The 16,472-nt window shown below is 45.7% G+C and carries 17 protein-coding genes; 2 read left to right on the top strand and 15 right to left on the bottom strand.

The features are described 5' to 3' along the window. Positions 1 to 12 precede the first annotated feature (12 nt). Complete coding sequence (locus V1U08_RS22095) at positions 13 to 1,413, bottom strand: replicative DNA helicase (RefSeq protein WP_020334607.1); 1,401 nt, start codon at positions 1,411 to 1,413, stop codon at positions 13 to 15. A gap of 320 nt (positions 1,414 to 1,733) precedes the next feature. Between V1U08_RS22095 and V1U08_RS22100 the strand changes: the two genes are divergently transcribed. Beyond that, positions 1,734 to 2,498, top strand: coding sequence for a DUF481 domain-containing protein (locus V1U08_RS22100; protein WP_024372658.1), 765 nt, complete (start codon positions 1,734 to 1,736; stop codon positions 2,496 to 2,498). An 87-nt stretch (positions 2,499 to 2,585) separates the two neighbouring features. Here V1U08_RS22100 and rplI read toward each other — a convergent pair whose 3' ends face one another. The 14 genes from rplI to pilM all read right to left on the bottom strand — a co-directional run bounded on the left by rplI (position 2,586) and on the right by pilM (position 13,744). After that, the gene (gene rplI, locus V1U08_RS22105) at positions 2,586 to 3,038 is read right to left on the bottom strand and encodes a 50S ribosomal protein L9 (protein ID WP_065297445.1); all 453 of its coding nucleotides are present in this window, start codon (positions 3,036 to 3,038) and stop codon (positions 2,586 to 2,588) included. Positions 3,039 to 3,071: 33 nt separating this feature from the next. Beyond that, positions 3,072 to 3,299 carry a 30S ribosomal protein S18 gene (rpsR, locus tag V1U08_RS22110; protein WP_000090472.1) on the bottom strand — a complete coding sequence of 76 codons (228 nt, stop codon included), beginning with the start codon at positions 3,297 to 3,299 and terminating at the stop codon, positions 3,072 to 3,074. Positions 3,300 to 3,315: 16 nt separating this feature from the next. Continuing rightward, a complete protein-coding gene (gene priB / locus V1U08_RS22115) occupies positions 3,316 to 3,618 on the bottom strand; it encodes a primosomal replication protein N (protein WP_014233141.1) in 303 nt (100 codons plus the stop codon). A gap of 8 nt (positions 3,619 to 3,626) precedes the next feature. Beyond that, positions 3,627 to 4,016 (bottom strand): 30S ribosomal protein S6, encoded by a 390-nt coding sequence (gene rpsF / locus V1U08_RS22120; protein WP_014233142.1) that lies wholly within the window; start codon positions 4,014 to 4,016, stop codon positions 3,627 to 3,629. Between the two features lie 231 nt (positions 4,017 to 4,247). Beyond that, positions 4,248 to 4,919, bottom strand: coding sequence for a ribulose-phosphate 3-epimerase (gene rpe, locus V1U08_RS22125; RefSeq protein ID WP_014233143.1), 672 nt, complete (start codon positions 4,917 to 4,919; stop codon positions 4,248 to 4,250). Between the two features lie 93 nt (positions 4,920 to 5,012). Then, complete coding sequence (locus V1U08_RS22130) at positions 5,013 to 5,852, bottom strand: Dam family site-specific DNA-(adenine-N6)-methyltransferase (protein ID WP_020334610.1); 840 nt, start codon at positions 5,850 to 5,852, stop codon at positions 5,013 to 5,015. 69 nt (positions 5,853 to 5,921) lie between these two features. Beyond that, positions 5,922 to 7,415 (bottom strand): SPOR domain-containing protein, encoded by a 1,494-nt coding sequence (locus V1U08_RS22135; RefSeq protein ID WP_330471425.1) that lies wholly within the window; start codon positions 7,413 to 7,415, stop codon positions 5,922 to 5,924. A gap of 52 nt (positions 7,416 to 7,467) precedes the next feature. Continuing rightward, the gene (gene aroB / locus V1U08_RS22140; protein WP_020334612.1) at positions 7,468 to 8,568 is read right to left on the bottom strand and encodes a 3-dehydroquinate synthase; all 1,101 of its coding nucleotides are present in this window, start codon (positions 8,566 to 8,568) and stop codon (positions 7,468 to 7,470) included. A 31-nt stretch (positions 8,569 to 8,599) separates the two neighbouring features. Next, positions 8,600 to 9,118, bottom strand: a complete 519-nt coding sequence (gene aroK, locus V1U08_RS22145; RefSeq protein ID WP_014233147.1) for a shikimate kinase AroK — start codon at positions 9,116 to 9,118, stop codon at positions 8,600 to 8,602. 188 nt (positions 9,119 to 9,306) lie between these two features. Then, positions 9,307 to 11,010 (bottom strand): type IV pilus secretin PilQ, encoded by a 1,704-nt coding sequence (locus V1U08_RS22150; protein ID WP_330471431.1) that lies wholly within the window; start codon positions 11,008 to 11,010, stop codon positions 9,307 to 9,309. 67 nt (positions 11,011 to 11,077) lie between these two features. Beyond that, on the bottom strand, positions 11,078 to 11,593 hold the full coding sequence (locus V1U08_RS22155; RefSeq protein WP_014233149.1) for a pilus assembly protein PilP: 516 nt from the start codon (positions 11,591 to 11,593) through the stop codon (positions 11,078 to 11,080). Next, positions 11,583 to 12,176 carry a type 4a pilus biogenesis protein PilO gene (locus V1U08_RS22160; RefSeq protein WP_014233150.1) on the bottom strand — a complete coding sequence of 198 codons (594 nt, stop codon included), beginning with the start codon at positions 12,174 to 12,176 and terminating at the stop codon, positions 11,583 to 11,585. Before V1U08_RS22160 ends, V1U08_RS22155 begins: the two co-directional genes overlap by 11 nt. After that, complete coding sequence (locus V1U08_RS22165) at positions 12,169 to 12,744, bottom strand: PilN domain-containing protein (RefSeq protein ID WP_243975175.1); 576 nt, start codon at positions 12,742 to 12,744, stop codon at positions 12,169 to 12,171. The genes V1U08_RS22160 and V1U08_RS22165 overlap by 8 nt, the downstream gene beginning before the upstream one ends. Then, positions 12,728 to 13,744 carry a type IV pilus assembly protein PilM gene (pilM, locus tag V1U08_RS22170; protein WP_330471426.1) on the bottom strand — a complete coding sequence of 339 codons (1,017 nt, stop codon included), beginning with the start codon at positions 13,742 to 13,744 and terminating at the stop codon, positions 12,728 to 12,730. Before pilM ends, V1U08_RS22165 begins: the two co-directional genes overlap by 17 nt. A gap of 143 nt (positions 13,745 to 13,887) precedes the next feature. On the opposite strand from pilM, the gene V1U08_RS22175 reads away from it, so the two are divergent. Then, positions 13,888 to 16,455: a penicillin-binding protein 1A gene (locus V1U08_RS22175; protein WP_330471427.1), complete on the top strand. Its 2,568-nt coding sequence runs from the start codon at positions 13,888 to 13,890 to the stop codon at positions 16,453 to 16,455. Positions 16,456 to 16,472 lie beyond the last annotated feature (17 nt).

Consider the following 16,472-nt stretch of genomic DNA (forward strand, 5'->3'; position numbering starts at 1 on the left):
TAGCTCATGGCATTACTCATCATCAATGTCGAATGCTGGACCCGCATAATTGTCAAAGCGTGAGTGTTGGCCTTGGAAAGTGAGACGTACAGAACCGATTGGACCGTTACGCTGCTTACCAATAATAATTTCAGCAGTACCTTTATATGCGCTATCTGGGTGGTAAACCTCATCACGGTAAATAAACATGATCAAGTCGGCATCCTGCTCGATAGAGCCCGATTCACGCAAGTCCGAGTTTACCGGACGTTTATCTGCACGTTGCTCCAAAGAACGGTTTAGCTGCGAAAGTGCCACAACAGGTACATTCAATTCTTTCGCCAGCGCTTTAAGCGAGCGCGAGATCTCAGCGATTTCCAGAGTACGATTGTCTGTTAACGCAGGCACTCGCATCAACTGAAGGTAGTCGACCATAATCATGGATAAACCACCGTGTTCACGGGCAACACGACGAGCACGAGAACGTACCTCTGTCGGCGTTAGACCAGAGCTATCGTCGATGTACATGTTTTTCTTCTGCATCAGGATACCCATGGTAGAAGAAATACGCGCCCAGTCTTCATCATCCAGCTGACCAGTACGAATTTTAGTTTGGTCGACACGCGACAAGGATGCCAGCATACGCATCATCAACTGTTCAGCAGGCATCTCTAACGAGAAAATCAGCACGGGTTTATCTTGCTGCATTGCCGCGTTTTCACACAAGTTCATCGCAAAAGTGGTTTTACCCATAGATGGACGTGCCGCGACAATAACCAAATCAGAACCTTGTAGGCCTGCGGTTTTCTTATTGAGATCGGTAAAGCCAGTGTCGACACCTGTTACACCATCCTGCGGAGTTTTATATAACAACTCGATACGCTCGAGGGTTTTTTCCAGGATGTTGTCGACGTTTTGTGGCCCTTCGTTTTCACTGGTACGAGACTCGGCAATCGCGAAAACTTTACTCTCCGCTAAGTCGATCAAATCTTCTGAACTGCGGCCTTGCGGATCATAACCCGCGTCAGCGATATCGTTGGCCACGCCAATCAAGCCACGAACGATAGCACGCTCGGCAACGATATCGGCATACGCATTGATGTTAGCCGCACTCGGTGTGTTTTTCGCTAAGTCAGCTAAGTAAGCAAAGCCACCCACATCATCTAACTGCTCGTGACGTTCGAGGTATTCCGACAACGTGATAAGGTCGAGTGGTTTGCCATCTTCAAGAATGGTTTTTACACCTTCAAAGATAAGGCGGTGCGGACGGCTATAGAAATCACTGGCGACAACGCGCTCGGCAACGGTATCCCAACGCTCATTGTCCAGTAAGAGACCACCAATCACTGATTGCTCTGCTTCTAGTGAGTGAGGTGGCACTTTGATTGCGTCGACCTGACTATCTGAAGGTTTGCGATTTCTGTTTTCCGCCATGATTTTGCTCGATAACTACTAATGACCCAAGATTATAACCTTAACCCAACAGAGATGCTCCCTTGAAGCGAAAATTACTTGTTAAGAATCGGAATGCGTTCGGCTGACAAACATTTTGATAACCAGGTCCGCTGGATAGTTAAAGCCCTAAGATAAGTGCCTACTTTATGGGAGATTTTAGCTTCTTTAATCCTGTAATTTTGCTCTTTACTAAGATTTAGTTAGCCTAACCAGGTCTAATAAAATTTAACCTACCATTGACCAAAGCGAGCATCTGTATCAGTATCATGCCCCTCCTTTTCATTACGTTCGAGGTTCATGTGTCCCGATACTGGTTACTAAGCGTTAGCATACTATGCGTGGGAGCATCGTACGCTGATGAATCAGTACAACCAGAGCAAACTATTGATGTGCCAGATCCACTGCAAACAGAAGTGGAATTTGGTTATCAAGCTCACACAGGTAACACGGACTCTCGTTCCCTGAATGCTCGTTTGAGTGCTGAATACATATCTGGTCGACATCGTTCTTATGGGGAGTGGAAATACTACAACCTGTATAAAGACGGTGAAGAAGATAAACGCTCTTCCACTTATTCAGTGCAGAGCGACTACAAACTCGGCCCTAGAACCTATTTGTATAGCAGTTTCAAAGGCGTGGATTCACGCTACAGCGCGTATTTTAAAGATTACACGCTTTCTGGAGGCCTGGGTTACCAGTTCTCCTACACGGAAGATCTCGTATTAGAGGTCGAGGTAGGTCCGGGTTATCGTTACCAGGAGCCTAATCTGGATGAAATAGATGACGACGATATTGTATTTCCGGATATCGTCCGTGAAGGGATCTTTCGTGGCAACCTGAACGCAACTTGGCATGCATTGGACAACCTAAGTTTCGCAGCGGATCTCACGTTGGTAACCGGTAGCAGTAATACCAGCTTGGATAGCGAGTTCAGTGTTACTAACGACATTACTGAAGATATTGCGTTAAAACTGACTCACTCGCGTCAATACCACGACAGAGTGCCTGAGGGGTTAAGTAAAGCGGATAGTGTTTTCTCTGTAAATTTGCTTTTCGTTTTCTAATATCCATTTACCGTTCATGCCCAAACATCAGACATAAAAAAAGCACCTCCGAAGAGGTGCTTTTTAGTATTTCGTCTTGATACTGAATTACTCAGCAGCAACAACTTGTAGGTTCACAGTTGCGAAAACTTCAGAGTGAAGTTGAACGCTGATCTCGAACTCACCAGTTGTACGTAGAGCACCTTCAGGAAGGCGAACTTCGCTCTTAGCAACTTCAACGCCTGCAGCTGTAATAGCGTCAGCGATGTCACGAGTACCGATAGAACCGAATAGTTTGCCTTCGTCACCAGCTTTAGAAGCGATAACAACAGCTTCTAGAGCGTTAACTTTCTCAGCGCGAGCTTCTGCAGCAGCTAGTTGCTCAGCAACTTTAGCTTCTAGTTCAGCACGACGTGCTTCGAACATTTCAACGTTGCCTTTAGTAGCCATAACTGCTTTACCCTGTGGGATAAGGAAGTTACGAGCGTAACCAGATTTAACGTTAACTGTATCGCCAAGAGCACCTAGGTTACCGATTTTATCAAGTAGAATAACTTGCATTGCTTAATCCTCTTTCTTAATAAACGGAACCGATTACTGATGCTTGTCAGTGTACGGTAGTAGAGCTAGGTAGCGTGAACGCTTGATAGCACGTGCTAGTTGACGCTGGTACTTAGCGCTTGTACCTGTGATACGGCTAGGTACGATTTTACCAGCTTCAGTGATGTAGTTTTTAAGAGTTGCTACGTCTTTGTAATCAATCTCTTGTACGCCTTCTGCAGTGAAACGGCAGAATTTACGACGACGGAAGAAACGAGCCATGGGCTATCTCCTGATCTTAAATTTGAGTAATGTTGTCGGCATGTAACACTAATTTCCCAACACCATTTCGGCCGGTCTGATAAGCGACAAAGCCACTTACCTTAATGTTACTACCTTGTACTAAATTCTGAGTTATTGCTTGTGACCCAAGCCCGCTGACTACAACCGGCATACGACAATAAACTTGTCTCGGTAAATCAGCTTCGATAACAGTAGAGCGATGCTCTAGCCAAAACCGACAGTGTTCAATGCCACCAGGGCTTTTACTACGAATGGGCGGTTTGGCAATAGTGCCGCTCAGCTCCATTCGATTGGTCATAACAAATATTACTCAGCAGCTTCTGACTTAGCTTCAGGCTTAGCTTCAGAACGCTCTTCACGACGTGGAGCACGCTCTTCTTTTTGCTTAAGCATGATAGATTGCTCAGTGATCGCTGCTTTAGTACGCATGACCATGTTACGTAGAACTGCATCGTTGAAACGGAAAGCAGTTTCTAGTTCATCAATTACAGCTTGGTCAGCTTCAACGTTCATTAGAACGTAGTGAGCTTTGTGAAGCTTGTTGATTGGGTAAGCCAGTTGACGACGACCCCAGTCTTCTAGACGGTGGATTTTACCGCCAGCTTCAGTGATAGAACCAGTGTAACGCTCGATCATGCCAGCAACTTGCTCGCTTTGATCTGGGTGCACCATGAATACGATTTCGTAATGACGCATTGGTTGCTCCTTACGGATTATTCAGCTTCCACAATTGGCTCAGTCGTCCAGAGGAAGCAAGGAACTAAAGATAATTGACTGAGTTTTAAGGAGCACGAATAGTACAGAAAGGACGCAAATTAGGCAAGTGATTATTTGCTCAGCGCGGTGGATATTTTCTTTTCGCAAAAACCAGAAACAACAAAGGCTGCCACTCATTGGACAGCCTTTCAAATCAGCAGGTTAAATTGCTTATCTTACCTGTGATAGCTCTTCACGCATTTGGTCGATCACGGCTTTGTAATCTGGCTGACCAAAAATCGCTGACCCAGCAACAAACATGTCTGCGCCCGCTTCAGCAATTTCACGGATGTTGTCCACTTTAACGCCACCGTCGATTTCCAGGCGAATATCACGACCTGATTCATCGATCATCTTACGTACCGCGCGTAGCTTATCCATTGTATGAGGAATGAAAGACTGGCCACCAAAACCTGGGTTGACCGACATCAGCAGAATCATATCTACTTTGTCCATAATGAACTCAAGGCTTGCCAACGGCGTTGCCGGATTTAGTACTACACCCGCTTTACAGCCGTGCTCTTTGATAAGCTGCAGAGTACGGTCAACGTGCTCAGACGCTTCAACATGGAAGGTGATCATCGATGCGCCAGCTTTCGCGAAGTCAGGAATAATGCGGTCAACCGGCTTAACCATTAGGTGAACATCGATTGGTGCAGTGATGCCGTAATCACGTAGCGCTTTACACACTGGTGCACCAAAAGTCAGGTTTGGCACATAGTGGTTATCCATAACATCGAAATGCACCACATCTGCACCCGCTGCGAGAACTTTTTCTACGTCTTCACCTAGACGAGCGAAATCTGCGGATAAAATGGATGGAGCAATAAGAAAATCTTTCATACCTGACCTCAGTAGTGACGAGCAAACCAATTTGCGCGCAATTCTACCGAAGCCAGTGGGGAGATCCACTATTTAGAACAAATAGTGTGAGAACTATGAAGCAGCGCTGTCTGAATCAGGAGTATTAAAAAGTGCCAGCAGTTCATCGACTTTATTTCGACCACTGCCATTACGGCTGATGGTGCGCTTCACTTTTACCACGCTCAAATCCGCTCCGTGGTATAAACGACGCGTTAATGTTGTATCGTGGTTTGAAATCAGTACCGGAATGCCGCGTTCAGTGGCGGTTCTTTCCGCGATATCGGCCAGTGCCGCCTGATCATCGAGCGTAAACCCATTTCCTGCGTAAGAGGTGAAGTTTGCGGTATTTGAAAGCGGCGCATACGGTGGATCGCAGTAAACAACGCTGCCTTTACGCGCACGACGAAACGTCTCGGGATAGCCTTCACAAACAAACGTGGCTTTCTTGGCTTTTTCTGCAAAGAATTCCAGTTCAGCTTCAGGGAAATACGGTTTCTTGTATGACCCAAACGGGACATTGAAACCGCCTTTTTTGTTGTAACGGCACAGGCCATTAAAACCAAAACGGTTCATGTAAAGAAAAGCAAGTGAGCGATACATCACGTCGTCAGTCTTGTTGAACTCAGCGCGAATACTCAGATAAGCTTCTTTGCGGTTATTTTCGGCCACGAACCAACGCTTCGCTTCAGAGATATACTCCTCCGGACGCGCTTTAATAAGGTTATACAGATTGATCAAATCTGGGTTGATATCAGCCAGTAAATACTGATCGTAATCTGTATTCAAAAAAACAGAGCCAGCGCCAACAAAAGGTTCAACTAGCTTTCGAGCCGGTGGTAAATGACGTTGGATGTCTTCAACCAGTCCGTATTTTCCTCCTGCCCACTTTAGAAAGGCTCGTTGCTTTTTCATCTACTGCTCTATCTATCGACCCAAAATTAAGGTTGCGGAATGTAACATATTTTTCAGCGAAGCTCAGGTTTATTTCACGCGGTCAATTTCACGCTGTACCTGGCCTAAAGATTTTGCCCATGGACTGAGCGACTTAAGTGAATCTGGCAGCGCTTCAACGGCATCGCGAGCCAATTGAATTGTCTGATAATCTCGGTAGGTGATGATAAACCATTCCACTTCATTACGGACCGTTGGGTAAATACGCACTTCGTTATTCAACTGATACTCATCAAGGAATATCTGTACATCTTCCATTGAGGTCATCGCAGCAAGTTGGATGGTATAAGCGCGAGGTGACAACGCCTTTAGCTCTTCGCGAGCAAATGAAAACTTAACAACGGGCTTAGTCGCCGTCACCGATGATTCAGCGTTTTGCACTGACGAAGCATCATTTGGCTTCACCACTTTTATCAAGGACGAGTTCGTCTCTCCTTGATCTGGTGTTGTCGCTTCTTCGGCTTGTTCGTCGTCAGATTCATCAGGTTGATCTTCTTTTCCTTCAAGCAGGGCGTCAACAACATCAGACTCAATCACTACACGTTGGTGCGTATCATCAATACCGACACTGGCCACCTCTTCGGTAACTGTTGGTGGTAATGAGTCAGAATCATCACTTGCATTAAAAGCACCTGAACCAGTGGAATCACCTGTCACGGAAGTCAATCTACCACTTTCCGTCTCTGATAAAGTCGGGATCGCCGTTTGTTCAATGTTACCGGTCAATTGTTGCGCTCTATCATCTGGGCTCGGTTGGCTGAACATCCACCAATAACCACCAGCAACCAGCAATAACAACACCAAAATTACCAGCGTAATCTTGAGCGGGCTGCCGACAATTGAGCGGATAATGATCCTTTTTTCCACTTTCATCTCTCCTAATGCCATGATGTCACCTGGGATCGGATCCACTCTCTTAAATGCATCCCGAACTCGTTTTTCCGATTGATCATCCACATACCGTGCAACTAAAAACTCGAAAAAGCGACGAGCTTCTACTTCAGACAGCATATCGATATCCACCTCAACCGGCTTTATTTCTAACCCGTAGCTTATACGCGAAAGTACACCATCTAATCGGCCTGGTAGAGTGAACAGCAATACATTGATTGTCCAGTTCGGTTTTTCCTGCGCCTGCAACACGAGTGTCCATAACTCTGAAATCAGAGTCGCACTCAACAACTGTGCATCATCAACGACAATGACGATATCACAACGCTCGTCACCTAATACTCGCTCGAGAGTATCAACCAAAGGCTCCTGTTGGTTGAATAACGCGTCGGATAGTAGTTGGCTCAATATGAGAATGCGATGCTGAAGATCATCTTGATTTCTATGACAAAGTAGCAAACATTGGTTTTTGTTGCTGGCACCCACTTCAAGATATCGTTGTGCCAACCAAGATTTACCAAAGCCAACATCGCCATTTATCACGATCAGGTTGGAACCAAAGTTGGTTAATAACCTCAATCGCTCTAATAGCTCTGTTTGAGAATCTAATTCCAGACCGTGAGCAGCACTCATCTAATAACCGTAAATCCACAAAAGAATGACGCCCAACGGCGCCATTACAAGATTAAATATTCCGACCAAATTCGATAGCTTGCTTAAGCACTTCTTGAGTCGTATCAGCGATGACCTCAGCAGTACCAATGCCAGTAGGTAAAACTAACCTTAGTTGACCAGAAAGAACCTTTTTATCGCGCATCATATGTTTGATAAAGTCGTCAAAGCTCATGCTATCCGGCGTATGCACTGGTAACTTAGCCCGGCGTAAAATCGCCACAATACGTTCAAATTGCTCTTCAGAAATAAGCCCACGCAAAAGCGAAGTTTTTGCAGCCATTACCGTGCCGGATGACACTGCTTCACCATGCAGCCAGTTACCATATCCAAGCTCAGCTTCAATCGCATGACCAAAGGTGTGGCCTAAGTTTAGTAACGCGCGAATGCCGGACTCTTTTTCATCCTGAGCCACAACTTCAGCTTTAATTTGGCAACAACGAGCAATCGCGTAAGTTAGTGCATCTTCATCCAACGCATACAGACGCTCTAGGTTTTCTTCCAGCCAAGCAAAGAAATCTGCGTCATAAATGATGCCGTATTTGATGACTTCAGCCATACCCGCTGCGAATTCACGCTCAGGCAACGTAGACAAGCAATTGGTGTCAATGATTACCGCTTTAGGTTGGTAAAACGCACCAATCATGTTTTTCCCCATGGGGTGATTGACCGCAGTTTTGCCACCGACCGAGGAATCTACTTGAGACAACAAAGTGGTTGGAATTTGAATAAAATCCACGCCACGCTGGTAACACGCTGAAGCAAAACCAACCAAATCACCGATAACACCGCCACCGAGTGCGATAATAACCACATCACGCGCATAGCTTCCTTCTAGCAGAAAGTTCATGACCTGATTAAACACTTCCAGGTTTTTGTACTTCTCGCCGTCAGGCAGTTCTAGCAACGATGCGCTGCATCCAAGTTGTTCTAGTTGATTAAGAATTTTATCTGCATACAAAGGGGCTACCGTGACATTGCTGATCACGACCACTTTTTGATTTGCATTTTTGTTTGAGAGAACTTGAGAAAGGTACGCCGGGTCCTCAAACAACCCGGCGCCTATAGAGATTGGGTAGCTACGCTCAGCTAGATTGACCGTAATCCGTTCCATCGGTGTGCTCCAATTTAAAAAAGATAAATACTTATCTCTCTTCTAGCATTTTTACGATCTGGTTGGCTACCACTTTTGCACTCTGATCGTCAGTGCGAACAGTGTAATCCGCTACTTCTTCGTATAGAGGGTTACGTTCTTTAGCTAATTGCTCCAATACTTCACGAGGACTATCCGTTTGAAGTAGTGGACGCTTCTTGTCACGGTTAGTACGTGCAAGTTGCTTTTCAATCGTCGTTTCTAGGTAAACAACAACACCACGTGCAGAAAGGCGGTTACGGTTTTCTTTACTCTTTACAGAGCCACCACCCGTTGCAAGCACGATGCCTTGCTCTTGTGTTAGGTCTTCAAGCACCGATTCTTCACGCTTACGGAAGCCTTCTTCACCTTCTACATCAAAAACCCAAGAGATGTCTGCACCAGTGCGTTCTTCGATCACTGTATCGGAGTCAACAAACTCCATATGCAGCTGCTGTGCTAGATGTCTACCAATTGTACTTTTGCCGGCGCCCATAGGCCCAACAAGGAAAATATTACGTTTCTCAGCCATGTTTAGCAGTAATTTACAACATTGATTCAATAAGATCGCCACAAGAAAACACAGCTAAGCCGCTGTTCTACAAGGCTTGTGGCACCAATTCCTCACAGATAATTCGTGATAAGACCCGAAATTATCCAAGCATGGTGCCACTAATGCAACTTTATTTTTGATCTAATCTTCTTTTTGCTCACTTATGGCTATTGAATAACAACCTTTGGTGTAACGAAAATCAGCAGTTCACTTTTGCCAACTTTTTCATAACTTCTGCGGAAAAGAGCACCTAATAACGGCAGATCACCGAGTAATGGCACTTTATCGACAGAGTTGGTAATGCTGTGTTGGAAAATGCCGCCAAGAACAACCGTCTCACCGTTGTTGACTAAGACTTGAGTCCCGATTCTCTGGGTGTCTATTGTGACCGCTTCGCCAGTTCCCGTTTTTACCACTTGCCCCGGTCTGTCCTGAGTAACACTTAAATCCAACACCAGACGGTTATCCGGGGTAATTTGTGGCGTTACCTTTAAACTTAACACCGCTTTTTTGAACGTGATGGTTGTCGCACCACTCGATGATGATTCTAGATACGGAATTTCTGTACCTTGTTCTATATAGGCAGGTTTTTTATTAGTCGTGATTAAACGAGGGCTTGAGATGATCTCAGCTTTCGACTCCTGCTGCAGTGCAGAAAGTTCCAGATCGAGCAAAGTGTCAGAGCCCAACTTGGCGACCTGAAACGCAATGCTGGTTGCGCTCGGGTTAGTAGCGGCCAGATTGACGTTAAGAAAATCATCAATTCCAACACTGCCGCCCTCACCCTCTTCACCATCACCTTCATAAAGCCCAATGGTTGCGAGGTTATTCTCAATCGAGCCACCAACGGTGTTATTGCCGTTGATGGAAGAGAATCCCCATCGAATGCCGAGTTCATCCATATTCCCTTCACTGACGGTGACAATTCTCGCTTCGATTTGGACCTGCTTAACCGGAATATCGAGTGACTCAATAATGTCACGAATAACCAAGATATTCTCTGGCAATTCTCTGACCAATAGTGAGTTAGTGCGCTCATCAATCGTCATGCTGCCTCGCTCAGAGAGCATGCTGATATTGCCTTCACCATTAATCATCTCAGCAATATCGGATGCTTTGGCAAAATTCACTTTGATGATTTCAGACGACAGTTCGCCCATTTCCTCTTCAAGTTGCTGCTTCTCTAGTTGCTGCTTCTCTCGAAGGTCAAGTTCATCCGTCGGCGCGACAAGAATGACATTACCATCAACTCGCTTATCCAAACCTTTTACTTGCAGAATAATGTCCAAAACCTGCTGCCAAGGTACACCATCAAGTCGCAGTGTCAGGTTGCCTTCGACCGAGTCTGATACCACCAGGTTAAACTGGTTATAGTCGGCAATGAGCTGTAAGACGTTACGTACCGGGATATCCTGGAAGTTAATCGATATCAGTTTGCCTTCTTTCTCTAAAATGCTCTTATCTGGTATTTTTTCATCAGACTTGAGTTTACTGACCGTGATTTCCAAATAGCGCCCTGCCAAGCGGTAATCATGGGTGTAATCATCACTGATATGCGTGACCAAACGAGTCGTCGAGGTATCACGAAAGACTTCTACGCTGTCCACTACCGTTGAAAAGTCTTTTACATCGAGGAGATATAACTGCTCATCTTTCACTGACGTATTAAGCAAGTCGATGCTCAGTCCTTCCTGAACCCGCTGAATATCGACTATCGACGCTGGGGAAGACAGTTCCACCACAATCACCGCGTCTTTGTCCTTGTTCGTGCGAAAGTCGATACTCTTTAACGCATTAGACATCCCGCTATCAGCCAAAGCAAAAGGGGTGAAAAGTAAAACTAACCAAAAGGATAAGAGCCCAGTGAGCATCCTTGGTGTACGTGTAAGTCCTTGTCTCATTATCATCACTCAATATCAAAAATAATTAGAGATTTATCTATCTCAAAGCCAGCTTTACTTTGCGTTTCTGCCAGCAACCCAAACCATCAGGCAGCGTTTCGTCGATCAGTAAGTAAGAATGGGTAATTTTGGTGACCTTACCGTTATTACGTCCGAGATACTGACCGGGGGCGACTTTGTAAACCGTTCCATTCGGAGCCTGCACAAGCCCGGAGACTGTGCTGCCTATCCCCATAACGCCTTTCAGCCTTAGCTGACTTAACGGAACTTTTTCTAACTTGCCAGTACGAGTTCTGGATGGCGGCTGCCAGCAGTCTTTTCTCGCAATAGGTTGAGTCGCAATCGTCGCCTCTCGGGGTAATTCAAAAGGCGCTCTCATTGTTTGCGGCGCGTAGGCAACCGCGACATATTGGTCCGATGGTTTGAGCTTCTCAACATCCCGCCTCGCCTGATTTTCAACGTCACGTATAAAGTCCGTTAACGACTCATCATTTGCCTGACACCCCACCAGCAACGCCCCTATCAGAACCATCAGCAAAGATTTATTTTTCATCTTTCTTTTCCTCTGGCTTGAACTGATAGGTATGTGCTCTTACCCGGAAGTGCAAAGTTTCACTCTCCTGACTGACGCGTTGCCAAGTCACATCTTGAAAAGTGATGATGCGTGGTAAAGTTGCAATCGCTTGTGAGAAACGGCCGATGTCATGAAAATCACCGGTTAACTCGATGTTAAGTGGCAGCTGATACAAAAAGTGATCAGACTGCTTTTCTCCCCAGTCAATGCGCGTGAAGGTCAGTTTATTGTCTATGCCGAGCTCATTAACGGACGCCAGCATGGTGGCTAACTCTTTCTGGGCGGGTAATTGCTGCAACAACAACTCGTAACGTGTAGTCAATTCATCTAATTGAGATTGGAGCTGCGGTAATGCGGCAACCTTGTTGGCTTTAATTCGTAACGCAACTTTGAGTGTTTCTTCCTGCTGAATGAGGTCATTTAACCGCTCTTCCTTAGGCACTAGGTAGAACCAATAGCCGACACCTTGGAGCAAAAGAATGAACAAACTAATGGCGAGCAACTGAGGAATTAAAGGCCACTCAGCAATCTCATCCATTTCCAGATCTTGCCAGTTAACCATGCTGACCTCCCTCTTCCTGCTCTACCGCTTTAAATATGAAAGACACTTTGAAGGTTTGAAATTCTTTACCGAAGCGTTCTTTGCCATGGACAATAGAGTGCATTTCAACGTCCAATAGCTTTGCCGAACGCTCCATGTTATCGAGCATGGTTGCCAGACGTGGTGTGCTATCAGAAATCCCCGCGATTTCGATTTCCAGATCATTCATTTTGATCTTATCGACGTAAACACCTTCAGGAATAACAGCAGGCATCAGGTTCATGAACTCTGTGGTTTTGTTGCGACCATTTTGCAAGCCTTCGACCACCTTCAAACGCTCTAATATTTTGCTGTGCTCTTGCTCGGCAATTTTCATTGCTTCAATACGTTGATCAAGTTCCGTAATATAGTGAGTAAGATAGTCGAGTCGGTCTTGCTGCTGATCTTGTTGGATCTCATAAAACTTCCCAATCCCCCATTGAATACCAACAGCACAAAACAAGCCCAGAATGAACATGCCAACAAAACGACGGCGATGTTCTTCCCTTTGGTTCTCCCTCCAGGGCAATAAGTTAATTCGATAAAGCACGGCGACCTCCTAACCATTGGATACCTCGTACTGCCAAGCCAGCGGCGGTTGAAAAGTGCTGCCACTCTGCCGCTCGACGCTTACGTTTAGCGACGTTCATTTCAAATAAGCCTAACGGGTTCAGTAACTCGCACTCTATCGCCAATTGATGAGATAGCTCCTCAGCCAGCATTGGCGTTGTTGACCCTTCACCGGATAACCAAAGACCTTTGATGTTTTGTGATCCGTTAATGGACGTATAAAGCTGTATCTGACGTTTAACACGATCGACCATCTGACGGTTAAATTGACTCGTTTTGGCTTGCTCTTCTCCGGACAGAGGACTTTCCTGCACAGAGCACTGAATGGAACCTGTTCCACAGGCAAATTCTTTATGAAATAGCTCGTTTTGCTCGGTGAACATCGTGAAAGAGCTCGACACAGAACCAACATCAAGCAAACCGTACTGACTTTTATCTGGAAAACGTTCTGTGGCCAGTTTCCATATCTGCCCGAGGCTTTGTGAATGGACCTCGACGAGGACAGGTTTAAAACCGGATTTACGTATTGCTTCAACCCGACTCTCCACGACATCTTTACGTGTTGCAAAAACTTGGTAGCTAACTGGCCCTCGCAGGCCTCCTTCATGATTAAGACGGACAAAGTCCAGACTCAACTCATCTACGGGGAAAGGAGATTGATGAGAAAATGCCTGCACGACCGCGAACTCTATTTCGTTCTCTTCAAGGTCTTGTTCGATGTGCAGTTTTTTGCTGATAACCGCATTATCAGGCACTGAAATTGCCACTCTGCTTGCACCAAATGGCAGGTCTTTTTTCACCTGTTTAAGGGTATTTACAATTTCTTGATGATTTATGGTGTTATTTTCAGCGACAATACCATCCTTAAGTAATATTTCTTTGTAACCCAACAAGGCGAATTGCTCGCCATTGGGTTTAAGTACGACGGCTTTGAGGCTGTTATGGCCTATATCGATGCCTGTAACGATTCGCTTATCCATCTTCTACTCTCGCTCCGAAATTTCTTCGCGCAAAGGTTGTTATTAACGCCCAAATAAGAGTTAATATCTCTATGTGCTAAATTTTTGACCTAAGAGTACAAGGGTTTGCAGTTACACAGCCTCAACCAATCAGGGATTCTCCGGTGAAGTTCATAAAGCGTTTATTTTTATTAACATTGATTTGCATAATTCTTGGAGTCACCACTATTTTTGGCTTCTATCAGTACGTGAAGCCTGAATTACCAGATGTTGCAACTCTAAAAGACGTTGAATTACAAACACCTATGCAGGTGTTTAGTCAAGACGGGAAGCTGATCGCACAGTTCGGTGAAAAGCGTCGCATTCCTGTAACTTATGATGAAATTCCTCAAGACTTGATTCATGCGTTAATCGCAACAGAAGACAGCCGTTTTTACGAGCATCCTGGTATCGACCCAATCGGTATCACTCGTGCTGCAGTAGTCGTTGCGCTTTCTGGTTCAGCAAAGCAAGGGGCGAGTACCATTACTCAGCAGTTGGCGCGTAATTTCTTCTTATCAAATGAGAAGAAACTCATGCGTAAAATTAAAGAGATTTTCATCGCAATCCACATTGAGCAATTGCTGAGTAAGCAAGAGATCATGGAACTTTACGTTAACAAGATCTTCCTCGGTTACCGCTCATATGGTTTTGGTGCAGCTGCGCAGGTTTACTTTGGTAAAAGTCTCAACGAACTGACACTCAGTGAAATTGCAACGTTGGCTGGTATGCCAAAAGCGCCATCAACCATGAACCCGATTTACTCACTAGAGCGTGCGACTAATCGTCGTAACGTCGTCTTAATGCGTATGCTGGATGAGGATTACATCACTCAAGAACAGTACGATGAGGCTCGTAATGAACCGATCGTAGCGCGCTATCACAGTGCGGAGATCGAGTTATCAGCACCGTATGTTGCTGAGTTAGCTCGTGCTTGGGCAGTGAAAGAGTTCGGTGAAGAAAAAGCTTATACGTCAGGTATGAACATCTACATGACGGTAGATTCAAAACTTCAGGATGCCGCAAACGCTGCTGCCGTAAATAACCTGCTCGCCTACGATGAACGTCATGGTTATCGTGGTGCCGAAAAAGCACTTTGGAAAAAAGGTGAAAGTGCCTGGGATACCGAGCAAATTGAACAGCACCTTAAGAAGCAGCCTACCTACGGCGACCTTTCTCCTGCAGTAGTAACCAAAGTAGAAGGCAAAACGGCGCAGGTATGGGTGAAGAACAACCAGATGCAAACGATCCCTTGGTCAGGCATGAACTGGGCACGTAAATACCTAACGGATAATCGTCAGGGCTCAGCGCCAAAATCAGCGCAGGATATTCTCTCTGAAGGTGATCAGATTTGGGTTCGTGAGATGAGCTCTAGCGATGACGAAGGTAATACGGTACACAATTGGAAGCTGAGTCAGGTTCCGAATGCCAACACCGCGTTTGTCGCCATGAATCCAGAAAACGGCGCTATCTTGTCTATGGTGGGTGGCTTTAACTTTATCCATAGCAAGTTTAACCGTGCAACCATGTCGGTACGTCAGGTAGGTTCGAGTATCAAACCGTTCATTTATTCTGCCGCTATTGATAAAGGTCTGACGCTGGCGACGCTCGTCAACGATGCACCTATTAACAAATGGGATGCAGGCTCTGGTTCTGCATGGCGACCAAAAAATTCACCGCCAACTTACGGTGGTCCAACTCGCCTTCGTATCGGCCTTGCTCAATCTAAGAACGTAATGGCTGTTCGTACACTACGCGAAGTGGGTCTGGATGAAACACGTCAATACCTAACACGTTTTGGTTTTGATATTAACGATGTTCCGCGCTCAGAAACCATTGCACTTGGTGCTGGTAGCTTAACGCCGATGAAAGTCGCGCAAGGTTATTCCGTATTTGCTAACGGCGGTTACTATGTTGAACCGTTCTATGTCGACCGAATTGAAGATGCGTTTGGTGAAGTACTGTTTAAAGCAAACCCTAAGAGCGTTTGTAAGCAGAACTGCCCACAAGTCGTCGAACAATACACCGAGGATCGCTTTGCGAATGAGTTTGGTGAACAAGATGTCGAGATTGAAGGGTTAGCAACAGACAACGCGCTAGACAGTGATGAACCTCAATACGCCCCTCAAGTTATTTCACAAGAAAATGCATTCCTGATGCGTGAAATGATGTATAGCAATATTTGGGGTGGCGGTGACTGGCGAGAAGGCACTGGTTGGAACGGCACAGGTTGGCGTGCACAATCTTTGAAACGTCGTGATATCGGCGGTAAGACGGGTACAACGAATGACTCTAAAGACGCCTGGTACAATGGTTACGGCCCAGGTGTTGTAGCTGTCGCCTGGGTTGGCTTTGACGACCACTCACGAGCGCTTGGCCGTGCTACGGTGAACAGTAACCTCGGTCAAGGCCAAGTATCAGGTGCAGAGGCTGGCGGTAAAACAGCCGAGCCAGCTTGGATCGACTTTATGCGTGTGGCGCTTGAAAACACACCAGAGCAGACTAAACAGGTTCCGGACAACATTGTACAAGTACGCATTGACCGTAGTAGCGGCATGCTGACCGACAATGTCGATGGCAGCTCTATGATGGAATACTTCGAGAAAGGTACAGAGCCAACCGAATACTCAGGTAGCTTCTTGGAAGACAGTATTTACTCCAGCGGTGGTGGAGCAACCGAAGAACTGTTCTAAAACCTGCACAATAAACA

The organism is Vibrio sp. YYF0003, from assembly GCF_036350715.1.
GTDB lineage: Bacteria > Pseudomonadota > Gammaproteobacteria > Enterobacterales > Vibrionaceae > Vibrio > Vibrio natriegens.

Bases quoted from the DNA above. Each gene is read 5' to 3' on its own strand.
- V1U08_RS22095 (WP_020334607.1), bottom strand. From the start codon at position 1,413: ATGGCGGAAAACAGAAATCGCAAACCTTCAGATAGTCAGGTCGACGCA.
- rplI (WP_065297445.1), bottom strand. From the start codon at position 3,038: ATGCAAGTTATTCTACTTGATAAAATCGGTAACCTAGGTGCTCTTGGC.
- rpsR (WP_000090472.1), bottom strand. From the start codon at position 3,299: ATGGCTCGTTTCTTCCGTCGTCGTAAATTCTGCCGTTTCACTGCAGAA.
- priB (WP_014233141.1), bottom strand. From the start codon at position 3,618: ATGACCAATCGAATGGAGCTGAGCGGCACTATTGCCAAACCGCCCATT.
- rpsF (WP_014233142.1), bottom strand. From the start codon at position 4,016: ATGCGTCATTACGAAATCGTATTCATGGTGCACCCAGATCAAAGCGAG.
- rpe (WP_014233143.1), bottom strand. From the start codon at position 4,919: ATGAAAGATTTTCTTATTGCTCCATCCATTTTATCCGCAGATTTCGCT.
- V1U08_RS22130 (WP_020334610.1), bottom strand. From the start codon at position 5,852: ATGAAAAAGCAACGAGCCTTTCTAAAGTGGGCAGGAGGAAAATACGGA.
- V1U08_RS22135 (WP_330471425.1), bottom strand. From the start codon at position 7,415: ATGAGTGCTGCTCACGGTCTGGAATTAGATTCTCAAACAGAGCTATTA.
- aroB (WP_020334612.1), bottom strand. From the start codon at position 8,568: ATGGAACGGATTACGGTCAATCTAGCTGAGCGTAGCTACCCAATCTCT.
- aroK (WP_014233147.1), bottom strand. From the start codon at position 9,118: ATGGCTGAGAAACGTAATATTTTCCTTGTTGGGCCTATGGGCGCCGGC.
- V1U08_RS22150 (WP_330471431.1), bottom strand. From the start codon at position 11,010: ATGCTCACTGGGCTCTTATCCTTTTGGTTAGTTTTACTTTTCACCCCT.
- V1U08_RS22155 (WP_014233149.1), bottom strand. From the start codon at position 11,593: ATGAAAAATAAATCTTTGCTGATGGTTCTGATAGGGGCGTTGCTGGTG.
- V1U08_RS22160 (WP_014233150.1), bottom strand. From the start codon at position 12,176: ATGGTTAACTGGCAAGATCTGGAAATGGATGAGATTGCTGAGTGGCCT.
- pilM (WP_330471426.1), bottom strand. From the start codon at position 13,744: ATGGATAAGCGAATCGTTACAGGCATCGATATAGGCCATAACAGCCTC.